The sequence below is a fragment of the Micromonospora sp. IBHARD003 genome (assembly GCF_056106285.1).
Window position 1 is genome coordinate 4,509,025 of record NZ_JBWBBX010000001.1, and the last position, 15,710, is coordinate 4,524,734.

Below are 15,710 nucleotides of genomic sequence, written 5' to 3' on the forward strand. Positions count from 1 at the left end.
GTCCACGAGTTCCGCTGAATGCGGGCCGCGCCGTGGCCGGTCGGTACTCCCGGGAGACTCCCGGGAGGGCGGATCGAACGCCGTCGGCGCGGTACCGGGTGTCGCCAACTCAGCGACGACGGGACGCCGATGGCTGGAGGTCGTCCCGCATCAGCTCTTGAAGTTGCTCCAAGGCCCTGAAGAACGGGTCGATGATCTCCCGGTATTGGGGCGACCCTATGCCGTCCGGATGGTCTGCCAGGACGTCCCGCGCGGCACGCAGCTGGTCGTACACCGGCACAGCGGCCTGGTAGATGTGGTCGGGTGCGGCGATGGCCAGCTCACGCAGCACCGATTTGGCATCGGAGTTGAGCGGGTCCGCGAGGAACGCATGATGCACTGCCCGTTCACGGACCGGCCCCGCTTCCTCGCGGAAGGCCACGACGGTCATCCGGCTGTGTGCCTGCGCCAGTGAGCTCAAGAACCGCGTATAGACGACCCGCTTGGCGTCTGCCCACCGCTGGTCCCGCTCTCGGCGAGCACGTAAGACGTCGGCGAGCAGCGTCGCCCCCACCCCGAAGACGGCTCCGACAGCCGCGACCGCAAGAGTCCCCCACTCCATGCACGCAGCGTACGGACGTCATAACAGACGGTCCAGATGGCCGGTTCAGCCGAAGAAGGCTCCCGTTGCCCCCTACGCGGTCGAGCGGCGGGTGCCCGCCGAGGCCATGCCGAGCCAGGTGTGCGGGTTGCCCTCCCAGCACCAGCCGAGTTTCGGTGCCTTCCGGCTGATCCAGAGGGCCGGGACCCGGCGGTCGCCGCTCCGCGAACCGCCCAGGGAGAAGCACTTGTTCTTGACCAGGACCTGCGGGAAGTGGGTGATGAGGGCGATCCCTTCCTCGATGGTGAGCAGGGTGCGGCCTCTGCCGGCGAGGGTGTTCATGGCGTCGTTGGGCACGGCGCCACAGAACTCCTCCCCGCGTTCGACGTCGAACAGCAGATAGACGTCCTGGGTGGGGAGTTCGGTCCCCTTGGTGGCGACGAAGCGTTCGAGGGCGCCGGGCTCGAAGGAACGGTCGACGAAACCGGGCAGGCTCCCGCCGTGCAGGGTGGTGTGCGCCATCATCTCCTCGATCGGGACCATGTTCCGGGTGACGACCAGCAGGAACGGCACGCGTCCGGACTCGGCTGCGGCCCGACTGTCCCCGGCGGCGTCGGCTGCTACGGCGCGGTCGCGCAGCGGGGCGAGCAGGGCGTCGAACCGCTCCGGGGCGAGGCCGGACATCGCGGGGTAGCCGAGGTCGGCCAGTTCGCGGACCTGGCGGTCGAATTCGGCTCCAGCGTCGAAGGCCGTACGGGGCAAGGGATCTCCGTTCGTCGTGTGCGGTTCCGGTTCCGGCCGGCAGGGCGTTGCGCGAGCGGCGGGCGCCGCTCGCCACGGGGTGGCGCGGTGGTGCGGCTGCCGAGATCGCCCGGGGTTGGGTCGATGTCGGGGGTTGGGGGCGGAGGGAGGCGAAGCGAGGCTCGGGCATGGGTACGGTTCTCCTCCCATGCAGAAACTTATGACGGACATAAATTTAGCCCAGCCCACTCAAGGGTGTCAACATAAAAATGCTACGAGTGTAAGATTTTTTAGCCAAACTACGGAACCGCCTCGCCCGCAGCCCTGCCGGCCCGCAGTGAAGAGGCCGGAGACCCTGGCATGGCGGCTGGCTCGCAGGGGCGGGATGTAGGTCGCCCGGCCCCCCGCGATCGAACCGCTGACCACGGCAGGGTCTTACGATCAGCCCGTGACTGATACTCCGGAGCATTGGACCGTGCGTCATTTCTCGCTGGCCAACCCCGTTGGCCCTGGCTGCGACAGCGTTCCGGCTCTCTTGCGACGGTTGGCCGATTCCATTGAGGCGTTGGGCCCTGTTGAGATCCAGGACGTGGTGATCGAGTCAGAGACGACCGAGCATGGCCCCTGGCGGTCGGGGACCGTCTACTTCCACCTGCCGGAAGACGAATGAAGGTCTGATCCCGGCCCTCACGAGCGGAGCCAGATCACCAGTGCCGCGGCGATGGCGCTGCCGGGGGTAGACGTATAGGCGCTTGCCATCGTGGCGCGATGCGACCCCTGACCAGACAAACCGGTCAGGGGTAAGCGTGTCCCGGCCACCGCAACGATGGTGACGCGTCGCGGATTTGGGCGAAAGCTGGGCCCATGCGCGCATCGCTACCGTTACACGCCTTGCGAACTACCCGTCGCGCAGCCGCTTTTGGCCTCCCGTCCGCCCATGACGGGTACCCGGATGCGTGGTTCCACGGTTTCGGGTGAGAGCTGGGCGGGCTAAGAATGGGCCGCGTCGTCAACCGCATCGACCCACCAGTTACCGGAGACGATCTCACGACGCAACGCCGCCCGAAACAGTGCGGCGACGACACCACTGGACACACGCGGCGCTGCCAGAACGAGGAGCAGGGAGCGTGACCATTCATCCACTGCGGGGCGGCGCGAGGCCCCGCGTGAGTACCAGTCTGCTTGCTTCCCTAGGGGCGTTCGTGCTCGCCGTGGGTTCGCCCGCAACCGCAGCCCATGCCGAGGACAACCTGACCGTCGGCCTTTGGCGGGGCAGCTACGCCATGGTCCCCGACGCCGGTGGCGGAACCTTCCGTTTGGAAAAGGAGGGGCAGTGCCTCGACGTGGACTCCAGCGGATACACCACCGCCGACTCGTCCTGTGACACCGGAACCCGATGGAATCTCCAGCCCAACAAGGACGGTGACAAGTATCTGATCCGCCACGTCGGTGACAACAAGTGTACGACCGTGAACGGACTCGCCGTCACCGACTGCGACAGCGACTCGGCAGATGCCTTCTCCATACACGACGATGTGCCACCACAGCTGAGGCTGAGCCGGCAGGCTGCGATCGATCTGGGCGAGAACAAGATCTCCATCTGCAACCAAGGAGGTTTCGTGGCCAGAGCGGTGATCGAGTATCGCGTCCAGACAGATCCCCACAGCGCGGACGAGACCACCGGTCGCAGAGTCATCGAATCGTTTCCCGCCGGGCAGTGCCGGACCGAGACGTTGCCGGCAGGAAAGATCTACGGAAACGTCGAACTGCGCAGGTTCACCAATTGGTACATGGGCCAGTACGCGTTTTGGGACGGTGACCAGGGTTCCTACGCCGGTAGTTCGAACGACCAACTGACGGCGAACTGGACCTTCGGAGGCGATCACATTGACGCGTCGTACAACTTGACGGGAACGACGTGCTTCTCGGATTCATACGTTGATCCGGGCAGCAGCAACCAGGCGTCTTCCCAGAGGAAGGACGGGCAGACCAGTTGTGACGGCGTCAACCCTGCCCGCATCGCGACCGACAATCTGTCCGCGATCCTCGACACCGTGTTGCCGATGATCGTCCGCTTGGTGTTCTCCTGAGCACGGCGTTCCATGGACTCCCGGGCCGTGATCGAGGTCATTTCCCCACGTGGTCACTGCCCTCGGGCTCCTCTGCACCGACTCGTGACGGCTCGCCGGCTGCCGGCGAGCCGTTCCGGTCCCTCCGCCGGACTGTGCGTTCGGGCACGGCTCGTCTCCACCTTCCCAGTCTGTGAATCGTCGGGACGCTACCAGCCGCCTCCGACAGCGCTGGGGATGCCGGACTTCCGCGCGGATTCGCTACGTCGCCGTGTCAATTGGTGAGCCAAGGCCGACCCGAAGTACTCGACGGATTCATCGCCGAGACCGAACCGGGGCTGGAGCCCCCGTAACGCTGTCACCACACCCTTTCAACCTCAGCTTCGGGGGCGTTGTGCCTTCTGTAGCCGCTCGACCTGCCGGTTGATCAGATCGGCAGGGAAGGACGCATTGCCGCCGACGTTCAGCTTACGGAACGTCACGATGGCGTTCCCGGCCCGCACGACGGTGAACTGCTCATAGCGGTCCTTGGGGTACTCAGGGATCCCGGGGCTGGCCTCCCGGAATCGCACGGCTTCATCCCCGGCTCCCGGGGCCAGTTCCATCGTCACCGTGGCCTTGAACTTCCCTACCCAGTCTGTGCCCTCATACGAGCGGCAGGAGCCAAGTGCCTGCTTGAGCTGGGCGAAGACCTGCTGGGCCTTCCCGTCCTCGTAGGCGGCAAGCGTCGTGCCGCCTCCCCAGATGTCGCCCTTCCAGTTGAGGACCTGCAAGACGACGGTGGATGCGCGCTCCCCGCTAAGGATGTCGATCATGGTCTGGCAAGCGGGGTCGGACACCGGCGGGAAGGAGGGCATTTTGTTCTTCGGTAGGGGGTCCTGCACCGGATTCCCAGCCTCATGTGCCCCTGCAACCTCACCGTCTTTGAAAGTGACCGCCCGCAGCTGCTCCCTCGTCAGAGGTGCTACGGCGGCCTTGTCCGTCGCGGTCGCCCGCGGTACCACCGAGGCTGGTCGCGCATCTGGTTGTGCGGAACACCCGGAGGTCATCAGCACACCGGCAATCACAGTGACGAGCGCCGGCGTAGGCCGCAGCGCGCGGATGTGCATGGATGTCCCCCCAAGGACTCTGCGGATGAGGACGCCGACGGTAGCCGTGCTGGATCATCCATGGCGAGGGAATTCCTTGAGTGAGAAGATCCGGCCCGGTGAGCTCGGGGCGACTGCCTGCCCCTTGCGGATCGAAGACGCGTCCTTGCCGTGAAGCGACTTGGGTGTGGGCTCAGCCGTGGGTGGGTGCCGCTTCGAGCTGCTGCGATGGTGCGTGGGCGTTCGCTGCCCCCGGATGCCCAGGACGGGCGGGGGAGAGGATGCGACGCTGGAGTGAGGGGCCCGCGAGTGGAGGTCCGAGTGCGTCTCATCCGGTCCGGGGCCCTCTCCTTCGGCCTGGCGACCATGTCCCGGTGCGGCTCAATGAATACGACGCGGAATCGTGCGGTCAGTCTGTGAGCCCGCCGGCCGGGGCACCACTCACCGAGCGTCGCCAGGCGGTCTTACCGCGTGGATCCGGCCCGCCGGGACCAGGACCGCGCGACCACCCCGGAAGGCAGGTGCGTCCCATGCGCACGTCGACCCGTATCGCCGGTGCCCTCACCGGCCTGACCCTCACCCTCGGTGGTGCGGTCCTCGCCGCTCCCGCGGCCCGGGCGGACATCCCCGCCTGCGTACGGATGGCCGAACTCGCCGGTGCCACCGCTTCCGACTCCGTCACAGCGGCGTGCAGCCGTGGCGTGGTCGGAGACCTGCAGAGTTGTGTGACCGGGCTGACCGGGGCCGGAGTGGCGGGTGGCGCCGCGACCGGTGCCTGCCGGGCGGCGGCCCACGAACCGCGTTAGAGGACCGCGCGGGGCAGCCGCCCGCCGGCACCGGTCGGAGGCAGGTACGGCCCGTCTCCTCCTCAACCTCCGGCCTGCCCGGACACAACGCGGCCCGGTGACCAGTCTCGACGCCAAGGACATCGACGTCGCCCGCTCCTACCGACCCACTCCTACCGACGCGCACGTGGCGTACCGATGCGGCCGGTCGAGGTCGGTGACGTCATGCCTCTCCGGGGCCGGGCAGTCACCGCCCGGGCGCGGCACCCAGCCTCGCCTCGCGGGCCTCATGCGGAGCGCCCATGCTGAGTAAGAGGGCGCCGTCGTCTTGAGACTTGTCCTTCCCGAAGGCCGAACGAAGGCGCCTGAGAGGAGGAGGAAGTCATGCGCATACGCAGAATCCTGGGCCTCGCCCTGGCCGCGGCAACCTTCGCCGGCGTGAGCGCCGTCGGCGCTGTCAGCGCCGGGGCCGCCTCGTCTCCGAACATCTCCAGAGACGAATGCACGGCCGCCGGCGGACAGATCGTGTCACGCCCCTACGCCGGCTACGCCTGCGTGCTGCCCGACGGGACCACGTCGTCGATCACTTGACCGGTCGGCGCACGGCTAAGGGCCGTCCCGCAATACCCGCCAGCCGCGCGACGACAGCTATGCCACTCCCCCAGCTACCGCTGGGCGGTACCTCCCCCAACCTCCGGCCGGGGGTACCCCCACTGCCTTGAGATGCTTCCCCTCGGCCCCGGAGGGCCGGGGGAGGTCCCAAGCATGACGCCGCGCGCTGATCCACTGGGTCCCACGGGACAGCCCTCAGCTGTACTGATTCGGATTTCCCAGCTGTATTGATCACCAGCGTCGTTGACACTCGGCAGGTCTTGAACGGGCGCAGAAGAACGAGCAGTCCCGCCGGACTTCGAGCCTGGATGTGCCGACAGTGATGGAGTCTTTCTTCTGGCGCGGGCGATGATCGCGCCGCTGTCGGCATTGAGGTGGTCCTTTGCCGGTGCCCTGACTCATCCCCACCGTGGAAGAGGTCCAGCAGGTCATCCCGCTCCAACCCGTCTGAGCCAAGGCCGACCCCGCCGGCATCGCCAACCGGCACGCGGCCCACGACCCTCTCCGGGGAGCTACGAGACGGCGCCGTAACAGCACGACCAAGGAGCCGACCGGCACATGCACCCGCCGGTCGGCTCAGTCGTGCTCCTCGACGACCCCGGGGATGACTCCGTCGTTCGGCCCATCAAGGGCACCGGCTGCAACGCCGAAAAGGACCAAGCAGGAGTCGCCCCACCCACGCGTTCCGGTACGCCTCCGCGCCCCAGGCCGCCCCGATGACGGCGGTCCCATACCCCGGCCGACAGGCCCGGAGGAGGTCCCGCATGCGCGTCTGCCTGCCCCTGACCGCCGTCACCACCGCCGCGCTCCTCCTCGTCACGGTCACCGGCGCGACTCCCGCCGCAGCAGACCGGCACCACCCCGACGGCACACCACTGGTCAAGGTGTCCCACGGCGACGCGTACGCGAATTGCACCATCGGAGCGAGGTCCCCCGACAGCATCGTCTACCCGGCCACCGAGGTCGAGCCGTACCTGTCCGTCGATCCGCGCGACCCCAAGCGCGTGGTCACCGTGTTCCAGCAGGGTCGCTGGAACGACGGCGGCGCCCGAGGCCTGGCGGCCGGCTGGACCACGGACGGCCACACCTTCCACCGGAGCACGCTGCCGTTCAGCCTGTGCGCCCCCGGCGGCGCGGACTACGAACGGGCCTCCGACCCCTGGGTGAGCACCGGTCCGGACGGCACGGTCTACGCGAGCGGGGAGGGCGTCGACTTCACGAAGAGCACGCGCACCGCCCTCCTGGCAGTCACGTCCCGCGACGGCGGCCGCACTTGGCAGAACCTCACCACCACGCATGTCGACGAGCAGCCGTTTTTCAACGACAAGCCCTCACTCACCGCCGACCCGGTCCGCAAGGGCACCGCCTACCAGGTCTGGAACCGCCTCGACAACGACCCACCCGGCCCCAGCTCCCTCGACGGTCCCGGCTACATCTCCCTCACCCGCGACGGCGGTCGCACCTGGAGCGAGGCCCGGCCGTTCGTCGACACCAGCACCGTCCCCAACACCCAGACCATCGGCCATCTGATCGTCGTCGACGGGCGCACCGGCACCCTGTACGACTTCTTCGACCGGATCACCTACTCCGACGACCTGAGCACCGTCGTCGAAGCCCACTACCAGGTGGTCACCTCCACCGACGCCGGAGAGACCTGGAGCGCCCCGGTCACCGTGGCCCGGGACACCTCCGTACCGGAGGTCGACCCGAACGACCCCACCAAACTGCTGCGCGCCGCGGCCACCCTGCCGAGCCCGGCCGTTGACCCCAAGTCAGGCACGCTGTACATGGCCTACGAGGGCTCGGACTTCTCCGGTGGAAAGTTCGACTCCGTCCAGCTTGTGCGGTCCACCGACGGCGGACGCACCTGGGGGGCCCCGGAGCTGATCAGCCCCGAGGGCGTTCCGGCCTTCTCACCGTCGATCGCGGTCGCCGAGTGGGGCACGGTCGCGCTCACTTACTACGACCTGCGCTTCCTCAAGCCCGGCAACACCACCACTCTGCCCACCGCCTACCAACTGGCCACGCTGCAGCACGGAAACCCGAAGCTCCGGACCGAACGACGGATCTCGCGGGTCTTCGACTGGCTGCAGGCGCCGTTCTCCGGGGGCTACTTTCTCGGCGACTACCAAGGCCTGGTGGCAGACGGCAAGGGAGTACGGGCGGTGCTCACCAAGACCCACTCCGGCGCACCACAGAACCGTACGGACGTGTACACGAGCAGGTTCCGCACCCGCTGACCGACGCGGACGCCGTCGGCCGGCCTGAGGTCGTACGGCTCCCACTCGTCGACAGCTGCACTCTGGCCTGCCGTCCGCCAGGAACTCGTACGTCGTCCGGACACACAGCGCCCTCGGCGATTCCGAGCCGCGCCGCGATCTCCGCCGGAGAAGGTGCCGCCTACGGCGGCGCAAACCTCGGCAGCTCGCTGCGCTCGCGCGGGAGCGCCCCGCGGTGCGTGGCTGCGGGGCGCCTTGTGGGGTTTAGTCGATCTTCTCCCCGTCGTACGTACCGCCCTTGCAGAGGTTGTCCGTCAGATCGGGCGTTCCGCCGCCCTGCTTGCACTCAGAAGGGGTGACGTAGGACGGGGCACCTTGTGCGGTGGCGGCGGTGGCGGTGGCTGCGCCTGTGAGGCCGAGTCCGGTGAGGGCTGCCGTGGCTATGACGGCGGCGAGGATTCGTCGAATGCGCATTTGGTTCCCCTTTCACGGATTGCCTCGGTGGGGCACTAGTCAGCTTGATCTTCACCCATATGGGTGGCACTGGCACGTCATGATCCGCCATTCGGGTGAAAGTGCTGACGGGTGCGGGGTCGATGACGCGACCCGTCGGACAGGCCCTGGACGCCCCGCGCCGCAGGGGGCGGGCGGTGTTGCACAGGTGCGTGGATTGCGCGTGTGAAGGGGAACGGCCGAGTGGGGCTTCCTGTGGTCGGCGGTCTGCAGAGCCCCGCAGCCCGGCCGACCCGTCCGCCGTCGCCCAACCTTGATCAACCGCGCATCTGAGTCCACCTCGCACCCCGCCTGCGGGGCGGATCCTCCGGCGGGGCACTGCTTGGTGAGGATGGCGAGCTGACCACCCTCGGCGCCACGCAGGCGTTCCCGCGCACACTCGTCACCCGCAAGTGAGCGGGTGACGAGAATCGAACTCGCGCTCTGAGCTTGGGAATCACCGGGCCGTCACGGAGAGGGTTGACGCTGACCAGCGCAAACGGCCTCTGGTGATTAATCGCGAGGCGTCGCGCTTGACTGCTCTTGACCGCTGGGATCCGCTCTTTCTGGCACGGATGTGGCACGGGCTTCCATCCGCTCTGACGGGTCGCGTCACCGACGCCGCACCCGACAACACTGTCACCCGAATGGCCCAACATGACGTGCCACCCATATGGGTGAAGATCAAGCTGGCTAGTGCCCCAACCGAGGCAATCTGTGAAAGGCGAACCAAATGCGCATTCGACGAATCCTCGCCGCAGTCTTCGCCACGGCAGCCCTCGCCGGACTCGGCCTCACAGGCGCCGCCACCGCCGCCGCCGCCGGCAGCGTCACCCCGGCCAGCGTCACCCCGGCCAGCGTCACCCCGGGTGAGTGCACGGACGGCGGCGGAACGATCGATCGGTCGACGCCCGTGCTCCCGACCTGCAGAGGCGGTATGTACGACGGGCAGACGGTCGACTAAACCCCACTAGAGCCCGTTGTGAAAGTGGATCGGCGCCCCGCAGCCACGCGTTGCGGGGCGCTCCCTCGCGAGCGTTCCCCCCTCGGCTGACGGCTCAACGTACCTGGGAGGCGTGACGATCGCACACGGGCCCGATGAGGTCGGCGGGAGCGGCTTTGGGCTGGAGCTGCCATGGGGCGAGAGATCGGGGCCCGTACGCTGGTCGTGAATCGGGCAGTCTCTGGACCCGCCCGCAATAGCCCGATGTGGGCCCCGATCTTCGAGGCTCGCCCCATGGTGGCTGCCTAAAACCGTGGAGCCGACCGGGCCCAGCCACCGCGGGCTACCGTCCACCGCTCGGGTGTGCTCGCTACAGCCGCGCGGCCGGCGTAGCCGGGCCCGGAGCGGGGCGGAGACAAGAGCGTCGGGCCCGGCGGCGAGCCGGGGCCGCGCGCGGCGAGCGGAGCGAGCCGCCTTGATCGAGTAGAGAAGCTCTTACCGCGCTGCGGCTCAGAGGGCGATCGGCTTGTATGTGAAGGCCCGGTCGACGATGGTCGCCGCGTTCGGCTCCGGGTCGGTGTCCCAGTAGATGTAGTCGCTGATGTGAGGGCACACCAGTCCACGCCTCAGGGCGTTCAGGGTCTCGGAGTGTTCAGCCTCGTCGGCTGTGCCGGCGTCCAGAAGACGCTGCACGAGCGGGATCGCTTCGTCGCGGCTCATCCTGTGCTGGGGCTCGGTCATCACTGCGCCGTGAGCAGCTGGCGCCCGTCGTGGCTGCGGACATGGGGGCTGCCCTCGTCGTCCAGGGCATCGAGCAGGCGCACCGCGTAGACCTCGGACATCCGCTCGGCGACTTCTTCCGGCGTGAGCCAGGCGACTGCCGTGGACTCGTCGGAGGTGCGCTCGGTGCCCCCGGAGGGCTTGCACCGGAAGCGCGAGGTCGCGGCCGGTCTCGACAGGCTCGTCCGGCAGCGCCGTGATGCAGCGGATTCCCCAGCATCTGGCACGGATGTGGCACGGGACGCTTGATCCGGTCTAGACAACAAAGAAGCCCCGGGCCGCTGGCCTGGGGCTCTTTCATGGAGCGGGTGACGAGAATCGAACTCGCGCTCTGAGCTTGGGAAGCTCATGTTCTACCATTAAACTACACCCGCGTAGCGCGCCGACTGATCGGCATCGCATCGTCGCACACTGTACCCCATCGAAGCCCCCGGTGTATCGAGCGGTGGGGCTTTCATCCCGTCACGCGGCAGTGTGCCGTATCTGTCCCCGGCGTATGTGGCGCATTCCGAGCGTGGAGTCGGCCTGTTCGGGACCGGCTTCCTTCGTCGTGGATCCGTCGCCACGTGCCTCGTACCGCCGTACACCCGACGCCGTGCCCGGGGTGTCCAGGGGCGCCCGCCGGGGGTGCGGTGTGGCGGCGGAGTGGAGGACTCGGGCGTACCGTTGAGGGGCGGAGTGCCGCGTGGAGTGGTGTCCTGTTGATCCCCTAATGTGGCTGTCTCGTCCGCGTGTTGGGGATTGTGGAAGGGACTTGATGGACCCGATTGACTCGACGGGCTCGATGGAGCGCACCGTCGTCCGCTGTGCCGAAGGGCATGTCTTCGCCACCTCGTCGTTCCCGATGCAGCAGCTCGGTGCCGAGCGCATCGGGCCCGGGCGGCTCATCCGCTGTCCCCGGTGTGCCCGGTTGCGTCACGCGGTGCCCGTGGGGGCCGTGGAGCCGGTGAGGCGGTAGCGGGGCGAGCGCGCGGGTCCGGGCCGATTGGGGCGGGCTCGCGCGCTCTGCGTATCCTCGGGGCGTGCTTCTCTCAGACAAAGACATCCGGGACGAGATCCACGCCGGGCGGGTGCGCATCGACCCGTACGACGATGCGATGGTGCAGCCCTCGAGCATCGACGTGCGGCTCGACCGCTATTTCCGGGTGTTCGAGAACCACCGGTATCCGCACATCGACCCCGCGGTCGAGCAGGCGGACCTGACGCGGCTGGTCGAACCCGAGGGCGAGGAGGCGTTCATCCTCCACCCCGGTGAGTTCGTGCTGGCGTCGACCTACGAGGTCATCACGCTTCCCGACGACCTGGCGTCCCGGCTGGAGGGCAAGAGCTCCCTCGGACGGCTCGGACTGGTCACGCACTCGACCGCCGGCTTCATCGACCCGGGCTTCTCCGGGCACGTCACGCTGGAGCTGTCGAATCTGGCCACGCTGCCGATCAAGCTCTGGCCGGGCATGAAGATCGGGCAGCTGTGCATGTTCCGGCTCAGCTCGCCGGCGGAGCACCCCTACGGATCCGACAAGTACGGGTCCCGCTATCAGGGCCAGCGGGGACCCACGGCCTCGAGGTCGTTCATGAACTTCCATCGGACGCAGGTGTGACGGGTATGACGGAGGCACGGGAGAACCTGACGTACGAGAAGTTCGGCGGCGCGATCCGGGAGCTCGCGCAGACCATCGCCGACGACGGGTACGAGCCCGACATCGTGCTGTCCATCGCGCGCGGCGGGGTGTTCGTCGCGGGCGGCCTCGCGTACGCCCTGGACTGCAAGAACATCCACCTGGTGAACGTCGAGTTCTACACGGGTGTGGGCACGACGCTCGAGATGCCCGTGATGCTCGCGCCGATGCCGAACGCGATCGACTTCTCCGACAAGAAGGTCCTCATCGCCGACGACGTAGCCGACACCGGGAAGACGCTGAAGCTCGTCCACGACTTCTGTGTCGACCACGTCGCCGAGGTCCGCAGCGCCGTGATCTACGAGAAGTCGCATTCGCTGGTGAAGTGCGAGTACGTCTGGAAGCGCACCGACGACTGGATCAACTTCCCCTGGAGTGTCGAACCGCCCGTGGTGAAGCGCGAGGGTCAGGTCCTGGACGCCTGAGAGGTCCTGAGCACCCGGGAGACCCCGGACCCCGGCCCGCCCGGCGTCATGCGAAAGGCCCCCGCCATGAGGCGGGGGCCTTTCGCAGTACGGGCGGCGGGCGTCGTGCCCGGCGTCAGATCGTGCCCAGCTTGATGATCGACAGCAGGGCGATCAGCTGGATCGCCGAGGCCCCGAGGGCCTTCGGCCACGGCAGGTCGTGCGACTTGCTCACCATGGACGTGAAGAGCGCGCCCGCCGCGAGCCAGGTCGCCCAGCCCACCACCTGCACCAGCGAGTTGTCGCCCCCCAGGAACATGGCGATGACGAGCCGTGGGGCGTCCGTGAGGGACATGATCAGCATGGAGAGGCCGACGGTCGGCTGCCATGAGCCGTCGCCGCCGAGCTGGCGGGCCAGGGTGTGGGTGACGGCGCCCAGGATCAGACTGCCGATGACGAAGGCCACGCCCGTGATGAGCGCCGAGCCGAGCGCGGAGGCGAACGGTGCCTTGATCGCCTCCGTGCGCGTCTTGTCGAAGCCGAAGATCGCGAGCAGGCCGTAGAGGAAGGTGACGACGAGCGCCGGACCCCACACCGCGTAGTCCCGCATCTGCAGGAACGTCGACCCCGGGCGCAGCACGATGCCGCTCAGCAGCTCTTTCCAGTGCAGGCGCGGCCCCGCGGGGGCGGCGGCGCCGGCGCGGTAGGTGGAGCCGCCGCCGTAGGGGTCTTCGCCGACGCTGAAGGCGCGGGTGTGGCCGGGGTTGTCGGCGTACGGGTCACTCGCGCCGTATCCGCCCGGCCCCTGCTGCCGCTGGTGGGGCGGTTCGCCGAAGTACTCCGGCTCCCCGTGCGGGGCATGCTGCGGGTGCCCGCCGCCGTTGGGCGGCCACTGCTGCTGCGGGGGGTACGAGGGCGCCGCCTGGCCTCCCCCGTACTGGCCCTGCGAAGGCCCGTACGGCGGCGGGGGCGCCTGCTGCGGTTGCTGTTGCGGAGGGCGGTTGTTGCCCCGGCCGCGTCCGATCCTGAATCCAGCCACGTATTCGAACGTACCTGTTCCCGCTGGGCGCGGTGTCCCCGGGCGGGAACAAGTGGCCCTTTGCATCGGACCTGTGACATCCCCTAAGGGAGCCCTGAGGGGTGCGCCGGAGGGGAAACGGGGGCTTGCCTCCGGTGGCGTCCCGGGGGTCCGGCAGGCCGTCAGGTGCCTTCCGGTGCGAGGAAGACCGCCGTGCTGAAGGTGGTCACGGCCCGGGAGCCGTCTCCGGACGCCGGGTAGAACGCGATCACGTCGGCCCGCTCGCCCCGGTGTGTGCGGGTCACGACGTCCGGCTTTCTGTCGCCGTCGAAGTCCGCGTAGCTCAGCAGGTCCGTGACCGGGGAGGTCTCGCCGGCCGGGAGCGGGGGCGCCGGCGGGATGCGTACGGCCTTGAAGGTGTACGGGCCGCCCGGAGTGCCGGGGCCCTTCGGGCCGCCCAGGAGCAGCCGGCCCTCGGTGCCCGTGCCCGCCGCCAGGGGGCGGGTGGAGTAGACGAGGTCGTCGTAGCCGTCGCGGTTGGTGTCGGTCCTCGGCGAGGGCGCGGCGAGTACGGGACCCGCGCCCGGCACGGGGGCGGTCGCGGCGCGCGGTACGCCCGTACGGGTGAAGGGCCCGCGCAGGAAGCTGACCTGGCCGCCGCTGGCCGTGACGGCGAGGTCCTGGGCGCCGTCGCCGTCGAAGTCGCCGCAGACGGGGTGGTCGGGCCACTCGTTCCCGTACCGCGCCTGCCCGGGGATGGTGAGGACGACCGCCCTGCCCGTGAGGCCCGCGGGGGTGCCGAAGAGCAGCTGGAGGGGGACGGGCGGGCGTCCGATGCCGTTGTACGGCGGGTCCGTCGCCACGATCAGGTCGCTGAAGCCGTCCTTGTCGAGGTCGCAGGCGGCGGTGGCGTCGAAGGCGGAGGGCAGGACGCCCGCGACCTTGGCACCGTTCGCGCGGGGTGTGAGGAGCTGGCGCAGGGCGGGGCCCGGCGCACCCGTCGGGGTGCCGTAGACGACCCCGATGCCGGCGTCGTCGTCATGGCTGTTGCCCGCGGCCTTGACCAGGTCGTTGAGGACGAGATCGCGGTGGCCGTCCCCGTTGAAGTCCTCCGGGACGCGGCTTCCGTCGCCGTGCGGCACGGGGATCGCGGGCGTGCCCGCCTTGCCCGCGAGGACGGAGCTGCGGGTGGCGGGAGCGGTGGTGCCGGCCGACGGTGACGCGGTGGGGTCGGGGATCAGCCCGCAGCCCACCAGCAGCAGGGCGCCCGTGAGCACACCCGCACCGACCACAGCGGTGTTGCGTTTGCGACGCACGTCAGCTCTGCCTTCCCCTCCGCCCCCGTGTAACCAGCCGCCTCATCATGCTCGTGCCGGGCGCATCGGCCAATGGGGGAGCGGTGGGTGATGCCTCACGCACTGCATGTGCCTTTATAAGGGATTTCGGGCTTGTTTACTTGGATGTGTTGGTGAATGCCGGGTTCTTGTTACGTATTCGATGGCTGGCCCATATATGGGGCTCGTAGCTTCGGCGTAGTCAGCTCCAACCCCCACGCAGGAGTTCACCCATGCGCGTCACCCGACGTTCCCTCCGCACGACCGTCACCGCCACCGCCGTCGCCGCGGCCCTGGTCCTCCCGGCCGGGGCGGCCCTGGCCGCCGGCCCGGGCAGCGCGGCAGGATCCGCCGGAGCATCCGCCGAGGCGGGCACGGGCCATGGCATGAGCCCCGGCCAGCGCTCGGGCTCCGGTGGTGCGGGCACGACCGGAGAGGGCAGGGCGGCGAGGCTCGCCGACGGGTCGGTCGCCCGCATCTACAAGCTCGGCCCGAACCACTACAAGGCAGATGTCCTGGCCGGCGGCACCAGGCTGGACACCCTGGAGAGCACCGGCGCTCCGGTGCTCGGCCGCAGCGGCGACCTGAGGGTCATCCTGCTCCCCGACGGCAATGTGGTGTCGTGGATCGAGACCGCGAAGAAGCCGGCTGCCGGTTCCGACGCCTCCGCGGGTGTCGTGCTGCCGGACGGGCGCGTCGCGAAGCTCGTCAAGGGCGGGCCCGGTGAGTCCCGCGTCGAGGTCACCTCGTCGCACGGGCGCCACCTCGGCACGCTGACGGGCCTGAAGCCGACCGCCCGCTTCGGCGGGTGGACGTACAAGCTCGTCTCCGACCACAGGCAGCCCGTGTTCGTCGTCGTGGACGGCAAGCGCGGCGGCAGCGGCTGGGTCTACGACTTCAACGGCAGGCTGGTCGAGGCGTACAAGACCCGCTGAGGGCGAGGCATGCCGGGCCCGTTGAGGACCGAGG

The 15,710-nt window shown here is 68.8% G+C and carries 17 protein-coding genes and 1 tRNA gene; 10 read left to right on the forward strand and 8 right to left on the reverse strand.

Going from position 1 to position 15,710, the window contains the following annotated elements:
- Positions 1 to 109: 109 nt before the first annotated feature.
- Together ACTWOL_RS20120 and ACTWOL_RS20125 are read right to left on the reverse strand one after the other, a co-directional pair.
- Positions 110 to 601 carry a thioredoxin domain-containing protein gene (locus ACTWOL_RS20120; protein WP_474298145.1) on the reverse strand — a complete coding sequence of 164 codons (492 nt, stop codon included), beginning with the start codon at positions 599 to 601 and terminating at the stop codon, positions 110 to 112.
- 72 nt (positions 602 to 673) lie between these two features.
- Positions 674 to 1,342 carry a DUF5701 family protein gene (locus ACTWOL_RS20125; protein ID WP_474298146.1) on the reverse strand — a complete coding sequence of 223 codons (669 nt, stop codon included), beginning with the start codon at positions 1,340 to 1,342 and terminating at the stop codon, positions 674 to 676.
- A gap of 427 nt (positions 1,343 to 1,769) precedes the next feature.
- Between ACTWOL_RS20125 and ACTWOL_RS20130 the strand changes: the two genes are divergently transcribed.
- Positions 1,770 to 1,991 (forward strand): hypothetical protein, encoded by a 222-nt coding sequence (locus ACTWOL_RS20130; RefSeq protein ID WP_474298147.1) that lies wholly within the window; start codon positions 1,770 to 1,772, stop codon positions 1,989 to 1,991.
- A 457-nt stretch (positions 1,992 to 2,448) separates the two neighbouring features.
- Positions 2,449 to 3,411: an RICIN domain-containing protein gene (locus ACTWOL_RS20135; protein WP_474298148.1), complete on the forward strand. Its 963-nt coding sequence runs from the start codon at positions 2,449 to 2,451 to the stop codon at positions 3,409 to 3,411.
- A 356-nt stretch (positions 3,412 to 3,767) separates the two neighbouring features.
- Here ACTWOL_RS20135 and ACTWOL_RS20140 read toward each other — a convergent pair whose 3' ends face one another.
- Entirely contained in the window at positions 3,768 to 4,499 is a 732-nt protein-coding gene (locus ACTWOL_RS20140) for a hypothetical protein (RefSeq protein ID WP_474298149.1), read from the reverse strand.
- A gap of 509 nt (positions 4,500 to 5,008) precedes the next feature.
- Between ACTWOL_RS20140 and ACTWOL_RS20145 the strand changes: the two genes are divergently transcribed.
- From ACTWOL_RS20145 to ACTWOL_RS20155, 3 genes are all read left to right on the forward strand, one after another.
- Positions 5,009 to 5,284, forward strand: a complete 276-nt coding sequence (locus tag ACTWOL_RS20145; protein WP_474298150.1) for a hypothetical protein — start codon at positions 5,009 to 5,011, stop codon at positions 5,282 to 5,284.
- A 363-nt stretch (positions 5,285 to 5,647) separates the two neighbouring features.
- Positions 5,648 to 5,854 carry a hypothetical protein gene (locus ACTWOL_RS20150; protein WP_474298151.1) on the forward strand — a complete coding sequence of 69 codons (207 nt, stop codon included), beginning with the start codon at positions 5,648 to 5,650 and terminating at the stop codon, positions 5,852 to 5,854.
- A gap of 785 nt (positions 5,855 to 6,639) precedes the next feature.
- The gene (locus tag ACTWOL_RS20155; RefSeq protein WP_474298152.1) at positions 6,640 to 8,115 is read left to right on the forward strand and encodes a sialidase family protein; all 1,476 of its coding nucleotides are present in this window, start codon (positions 6,640 to 6,642) and stop codon (positions 8,113 to 8,115) included.
- Positions 8,116 to 8,358: 243 nt separating this feature from the next.
- Here ACTWOL_RS20155 and ACTWOL_RS20160 read toward each other — a convergent pair whose 3' ends face one another.
- Entirely contained in the window at positions 8,359 to 8,568 is a 210-nt protein-coding gene (locus ACTWOL_RS20160) for a hypothetical protein (RefSeq protein WP_474298153.1), read from the reverse strand.
- A 751-nt stretch (positions 8,569 to 9,319) separates the two neighbouring features.
- Here ACTWOL_RS20160 and ACTWOL_RS20165 point away from each other — a divergent pair.
- Positions 9,320 to 9,550 carry a hypothetical protein gene (locus ACTWOL_RS20165; RefSeq protein ID WP_474298154.1) on the forward strand — a complete coding sequence of 77 codons (231 nt, stop codon included), beginning with the start codon at positions 9,320 to 9,322 and terminating at the stop codon, positions 9,548 to 9,550.
- A 489-nt stretch (positions 9,551 to 10,039) separates the two neighbouring features.
- Here ACTWOL_RS20165 and ACTWOL_RS20170 read toward each other — a convergent pair whose 3' ends face one another.
- Entirely contained in the window at positions 10,040 to 10,270 is a 231-nt protein-coding gene (locus ACTWOL_RS20170) for an e9imm peptide (RefSeq protein WP_474298155.1), read from the reverse strand.
- Between the two features lie 339 nt (positions 10,271 to 10,609).
- A tRNA-Gly gene (locus tag ACTWOL_RS20175) sits at positions 10,610 to 10,683 on the reverse strand.
- 383 nt (positions 10,684 to 11,066) lie between these two features.
- Between ACTWOL_RS20175 and ACTWOL_RS20180 the strand changes: the two genes are divergently transcribed.
- From ACTWOL_RS20180 to ACTWOL_RS20190, 3 genes are all read left to right on the forward strand, one after another.
- The gene (locus ACTWOL_RS20180; RefSeq protein WP_474298156.1) at positions 11,067 to 11,267 is read left to right on the forward strand and encodes a hypothetical protein; all 201 of its coding nucleotides are present in this window, start codon (positions 11,067 to 11,069) and stop codon (positions 11,265 to 11,267) included.
- Positions 11,268 to 11,331: 64 nt separating this feature from the next.
- Positions 11,332 to 11,907 carry a dCTP deaminase gene (dcd, locus tag ACTWOL_RS20185; protein ID WP_474298157.1) on the forward strand — a complete coding sequence of 192 codons (576 nt, stop codon included), beginning with the start codon at positions 11,332 to 11,334 and terminating at the stop codon, positions 11,905 to 11,907.
- 5 nt (positions 11,908 to 11,912) lie between these two features.
- Positions 11,913 to 12,410, forward strand: a complete 498-nt coding sequence (locus tag ACTWOL_RS20190; RefSeq protein ID WP_474298158.1) for a phosphoribosyltransferase — start codon at positions 11,913 to 11,915, stop codon at positions 12,408 to 12,410.
- 115 nt (positions 12,411 to 12,525) lie between these two features.
- On the opposite strand, the gene ACTWOL_RS20195 is transcribed toward ACTWOL_RS20190, so the two are convergent.
- Together ACTWOL_RS20195 and ACTWOL_RS20200 are read right to left on the reverse strand one after the other, a co-directional pair.
- On the reverse strand, positions 12,526 to 13,428 hold the full coding sequence (locus ACTWOL_RS20195; RefSeq protein ID WP_474298159.1) for a Yip1 family protein: 903 nt from the start codon (positions 13,426 to 13,428) through the stop codon (positions 12,526 to 12,528).
- Positions 13,429 to 13,589: 161 nt separating this feature from the next.
- Entirely contained in the window at positions 13,590 to 14,723 is a 1,134-nt protein-coding gene (locus ACTWOL_RS20200) for an FG-GAP repeat domain-containing protein (RefSeq protein ID WP_474298160.1), read from the reverse strand.
- A 251-nt stretch (positions 14,724 to 14,974) separates the two neighbouring features.
- On the opposite strand from ACTWOL_RS20200, the gene ACTWOL_RS20205 reads away from it, so the two are divergent.
- Positions 14,975 to 15,676 carry a hypothetical protein gene (locus ACTWOL_RS20205; protein ID WP_474298161.1) on the forward strand — a complete coding sequence of 234 codons (702 nt, stop codon included), beginning with the start codon at positions 14,975 to 14,977 and terminating at the stop codon, positions 15,674 to 15,676.
- Positions 15,677 to 15,710 lie beyond the last annotated feature (34 nt).